Source organism: uncultured Agathobaculum sp. (assembly GCF_963927765.1).
Classification (GTDB): Bacteria; Bacillota; Clostridia; order Oscillospirales; family Butyricicoccaceae; genus Agathobaculum.
The window spans coordinates 1-4,763 of record NZ_CAWVCU010000046.1 but is presented as its reverse complement, the minus strand read 5'-3'; the positions used below and the strand labels follow the sequence as shown (position 1 = coordinate 4,763).

The 4,763-nt window shown below is 59.6% G+C and carries 5 protein-coding genes; all 5 read left to right on the top strand.

All coding sequences use genetic code 11. The features are described from left to right. The first annotated feature begins 88 nt into the window (after positions 1 to 88). The 5 genes from ABGT74_RS03660 to accB are packed head-to-tail and all read left to right on the top strand — an operon-like array spanning position 89 to position 4,544. Positions 89 to 1,078, top strand: coding sequence for a beta-ketoacyl-ACP synthase III (locus ABGT74_RS03660; RefSeq protein ID WP_346704501.1), 990 nt, complete (start codon positions 89 to 91; stop codon positions 1,076 to 1,078). Positions 1,079 to 1,091: 13 nt separating this feature from the next. Next, complete coding sequence (fabK, locus tag ABGT74_RS03655) at positions 1,092 to 2,039, top strand: enoyl-[acyl-carrier-protein] reductase FabK (protein WP_346704499.1); 948 nt, start codon at positions 1,092 to 1,094, stop codon at positions 2,037 to 2,039. 11 nt (positions 2,040 to 2,050) lie between these two features. Further along, positions 2,051 to 2,779, top strand: a complete 729-nt coding sequence (gene fabG / locus ABGT74_RS03650) for a 3-oxoacyl-[acyl-carrier-protein] reductase (protein WP_297284424.1) — start codon at positions 2,051 to 2,053, stop codon at positions 2,777 to 2,779. A 58-nt stretch (positions 2,780 to 2,837) separates the two neighbouring features. Next, positions 2,838 to 4,070, top strand: coding sequence for a beta-ketoacyl-ACP synthase II (gene fabF / locus ABGT74_RS03645; RefSeq protein ID WP_346704497.1), 1,233 nt, complete (start codon positions 2,838 to 2,840; stop codon positions 4,068 to 4,070). A gap of 3 nt (positions 4,071 to 4,073) precedes the next feature. Continuing rightward, positions 4,074 to 4,544, top strand: coding sequence for an acetyl-CoA carboxylase biotin carboxyl carrier protein (gene accB / locus ABGT74_RS03640; protein WP_346704496.1), 471 nt, complete (start codon positions 4,074 to 4,076; stop codon positions 4,542 to 4,544). Positions 4,545 to 4,763: the final 219 nt, after the last annotated feature.

Here is a 4,763-nt window from a genome sequence, read left to right as displayed (position 1 = left end):
TTTATTATAATAGTCAAGGATTACTTTGTCAATCAAACTATTGTCGCTTTTCCACGCTTTGGGAGAGCGATTTGAACTTTTGGGGAGTGTGGAAGTCATCAACAGCCAACTGATCGGCACGGGTTCGTGCATTCCGGATTTTGTACTGACCAATGCGATGCTGGAGACCATGGTGGACACCAGCGACGAATGGATTGTCAAGCGCACGGGTGTCAGGGAGCGGCGCATTGCCAAAAACACCCACACATGGGAGCTTGCGCTCGGTGCGGCGCAGAATGCGCTGGCGGACGCCGGTATTTCGGCGGAAGAGCTGGACCTGATTCTGGTCAGCACCTGCACGCCGGACACCAACACCCCGAACACCGCAAGTGTCTTGCAGGACAAGCTGGGCGCGCGGCAGGTGGGCGCGATCGACATCAATAACGCCTGCGCGGGCTTTGTTTCCGCCACCGATATCGCGGACAGCTATATCAAGGCGGGCAAGGCCAAGACTGTGCTGGTTGTTTCGGCGGAGACGCTGCACCGCATCACGGACTATACCGACCGCTCGACCTGCATCCTGTTCGGTGACGGCGCGGCGGCGGCGGTTTACCGCGCAACCGAGGATCAGAACATCGGCATCCAGTCCACCTTCATCGCGGCGGACGGCTCGGGTGCGGAGTATCTGTACATGGAGGCACTGCCGGTGGAGGACCCGTTTGCAGCCGAGCGTCCGGTGGACCCCAAGGCGCGTTTTCTCAAGATGCAGGGCGCGGCGGTCGTGCGCTTTACCGCGCATGCTGTACCGCTGGCGATCGACACCGCTTTGCAGCGCGCGGGCGTGTCGGCTGACGAGATCGACTGGGTTGTGCCGCATCAGGCCAACCTGCGCATTCTCGACGTGATTGCCAAGCGCTATCACCTGCCCAAAGAGAAGGTCTATGTCAATATGGACCGCTACGGCAACACTTCGTCCGCTTCTGTGCCGATCTGTCTGGACGAAATGCGGAAAAACGGTCTGCTGCAAGCAGGGCAGACCATTGTATGCACCGGGTTCGGCGGCGGCCTGACCTATGGTGCGTTTGTACTGAAACTGTAAAGGAGAGAGTTCAATGAAAACCAAGATCACAGAATTGCTCGGTATCGAGTATCCGGTCGTGCAGGGCGCAATGGCGTGGATTGCAGAGCATCATCTGGCGGCGGCCGTATCCAAGGCCGGCGGCCTGGGCATCATTGCGGGCGGTGCGGCTCCGGTCGATTACATCCGCGACGAGATCCGCAAGGCGCGTGCGATCACGGATAAGCCGCTTGGTCTGAACATCATGCTACTCTCCCCGAATGCGGACGACCTCGCGCAGCTGGCCATCGACGAAAAGATCGAGGTGCTGACCACGGGCGCGGGCAATCCGGGTAAATATATGGCAAACTGGAAGCAAGCGGGCATCAAGGTCATGCCGGTTGTCGCGTCGGTGGCGCTTGCCAAGCGCATGGAGCGCGCAGGCGCGGATGCCGTCATCGCGGAAGGTATGGAGGGCGGCGGCCACATCGGTGAGCTGACGACCATGCCGCTGGTTCCGCAGGTGGTTGATGCGCTGAGCATTCCGGTCATCGCGGCTGGCGGTATCGCGGATGGCCGCGGCATGGCGGCGGCGTTCCTGCTGGGTGCCGAGGGCGTGCAGTGCGGCACAGTGTTCCTCGCGTCCGACGAGTGCTTCATTTCGGATAAGTATAAGGAGCTGGTGCTCAAGGCGACCGATATCTCGACCGTCGTCACCGGTCGTCCGTCCGGTCATCCGGTGCGTTCGCTCAAGACCCCGATGGCGCGCAAGTGCCTCGAACTTGAGAAAATCAACACCGAGCAGTCGCTCGAAGAGTTAGAAGCCGCGACCGCAGGCTCGCTGCGCAAGGCGGTGCAGGACGGCAACTACGAGGAAGGCACCTTTATGTCCGGCCAGATCGCGGGCATGCTCAAGGAGCTGCGTCCGTGTGCGGATATCGTCCGCGGCATGACCGAAGAGGCCGAAACGCTGCTGAAAAACGCGTACAAGCGTTTTGAATAAGGAGTAAAGACATGGGTATTGCAATCGTCACCGGCGGCTCGCGCGGCATTGGCGCGGCCATTTCGGAAAAGCTGGCCGCAGAGGGCCATGATATTGTCATCAACTGCGCGTCCTCGGTCGAAAAGGCGGAGGCAGTCGCAGAAAAGTGCCGTGCATACGGCGTCAAAGCCGTTGTCAAGCAGTGGGACGTGTCGGATTACGACGCCTGCGCGGCGGCGCTCAAGGAAATCAAGGAAGAGATGGGCGTGCCCTATATTCTGGTCAACAACGCGGGCATTACGCGCGATGGCCTGATGGTGCGCATGAAGGAGGACCAGTTTGACGCGGTCATCCAGACCAACCTCAAGGGTGCGTTCAACATGCTCAGCCAGTGCGGCGCGATGATGATGCGCGCTAAGCAGGGCCGTATCATCAATATTGCTTCGGTTGCCGGCATTGCGGGCAACCCGGGACAGATCAACTATTCCGCTGCCAAGGCCGGCCTGATCGGCATGACCAAGACCGCCAGCAAGGAGCTCGGCGCGCGTGGCATCACAGTCAACGCGGTTGCGCCCGGCTTCATTGACACGGATATGACGCAGGTGCTGCCGGATGCCGTTAAGGAAGGCGCGGTCAAACAGATTTCGCTCGGCCGCTTCGGCAAGCCGGAGGAGATTGCGGGCGTTGTCGCGTTCTTGGCTTCGGACGCGGCAAGCTATGTCACCGGTCAGGTCATTGTGGCCGACGGCGGCATGATTTGACACTTGTATGGTTGCGGCAAGGGAAGGCCGCAGGGAGTATGAGGGAAAAGGAGATGCTTTGATGGAACGAGTAGTCATCACCGGTATGGGCGCGATCACGCCGGTCGGCAATGACGTGGCAACTTTCTGGGAATCGCTCAAAACCGGTAAGTGCGGCGTGGGACCGATCACCAAGTTTGACGTATCTGATTATAAAGTAAAGCTGGCTGCTGAGGTCAAGGATTTTGACGTGACGCAGTATGTGGACAAGCGCGAGGCGCGCCGCATGGATGTCAACTGCCATTTTGCGTTGGCAGCAGCGCAGCAGGCAATTGATCAGGCGGGTCTGAAGGAAGGCAATTTTGATCCTTACCGCACGGGCGTAATTTACGGCTCGGGCGTAGGTGGTTTGCAGATCGCAGAGCAGGAGATCCCCAAGCTGAATGAAAAGGGGCCGGGCCGCGTGTCCCCGCTGTGCATCCCCGAGATGATCGCCAACATGGCGGCGGCTTATATCTCGATGCGCTTTGGCTTCAAAGGCGAGAATTTCTGCCCCGTATCTGCCTGCGCGACCGGCAACCATGCCATCGGCGAGGCGATGCGCGCCATCCGCCACGGCTATCAGGACGTAGTCATCTGCGGCGGTACGGAAAACGGCATCATTCCGATCTCGATGGCGGGCTTCCAGAACATGAAGGCTGTGCATACGGGCGATGATCCGACCTGCGCATCCATTCCGTTTGACGCACGCCGTTCCGGCTTCGTCATGGGTGAAGGCGCAGGCTGCCTCGTGCTCGAGAGCCTGTCGCATGCCGAGAAACGCGGCGCCACCATTCTGGCAGAGGTTGCGGGCTACGGTGCTTCGGGCGACGCCTATCATATCACCAGCCCCTCGCCGGACGGTGAAGCAGCGGCACATGCCATTTTGGGCGCGATCACGGACGCGGGCCTGACCCCGGCGGATGTGGACTATATCAACGCGCACGGCACGTCCACGCCGCTCAACGAAAAATATGAAACCATCGCCATCAAGAAGGCGTTCGGTGATGAGGCATACAAGGTCAAAGTGTCCTCGACCAAGTCGATGACCGGCCACCTGCTTGGCGGCGCGGCCGCAGTCGAGGCGATTGCCTGCGTTATGGCCATCCGCGACGGTATCATCCCGCCGACGATCGGCTATCAGGAGGCCGATCCCGCGTGCGATCTGGACATTACGCCCAACAAGGCGGTCGAGATGCCGGTCAATGTGGCGATCTCCAATTCGTTGGGCTTTGGCGGGCACAATGCCTGCATCCTGATTAAGAAGGTGTAAGATATGGATATCAAGGAACTCAAAGATGTCGCCGTCGAGCTGATGGACGCGCTGAAAAACCGCGGTCTGGGCGAGGTTGAGCTGGAGCTGGACGACGTAAAGATCAAGATCAAGTCTGCGCCTCCCGCACCGGTCCTTCCGGTGGCAGCTCCCGCAGCTGCACCCGTTGCCACAGCGGCGGCACCGGCCGCGCAGAGCGAAGCAGCGCCCGCTGCGGTTGCGGCAGAGGAGCTGCCCGCAGGCACGCCGGTCAAGAGCCCGCTGGTGGGTACGTTCTATTCCTCTCCCGCGCCGGATGCGCCACCGTTCGTGCTGGTCGGCCAGAAGGTCAAGGAGGGTGACACGCTGTTCATCATCGAGGCGATGAAGACCATGAACGAGATCAAGGCGCCGTGCGACGGTACGGTTGTGCGCATTCTGGCGCAGCCGGGTGACATGGTCGAGTATAACCAGACGGTTGTTATCATTGAATGAGGGTAGGGGGGCTTTTCAAAGCCCCCTCTCTTGAATAAAAAAGCATCAGATTGATAAAATTGCTTGCGCTGGATGAGAAAGAGGTATAAGATATATGCTGAATAAAGAACAGATCATGGAGATCCTGCCGCATCGTCCGCCCATGCTGCTGGTGGACGAAATCCTCGAAATGGATGAGGAGCATGCGGTCGGTACGCTGCACCTGACGGGCGATGAGTT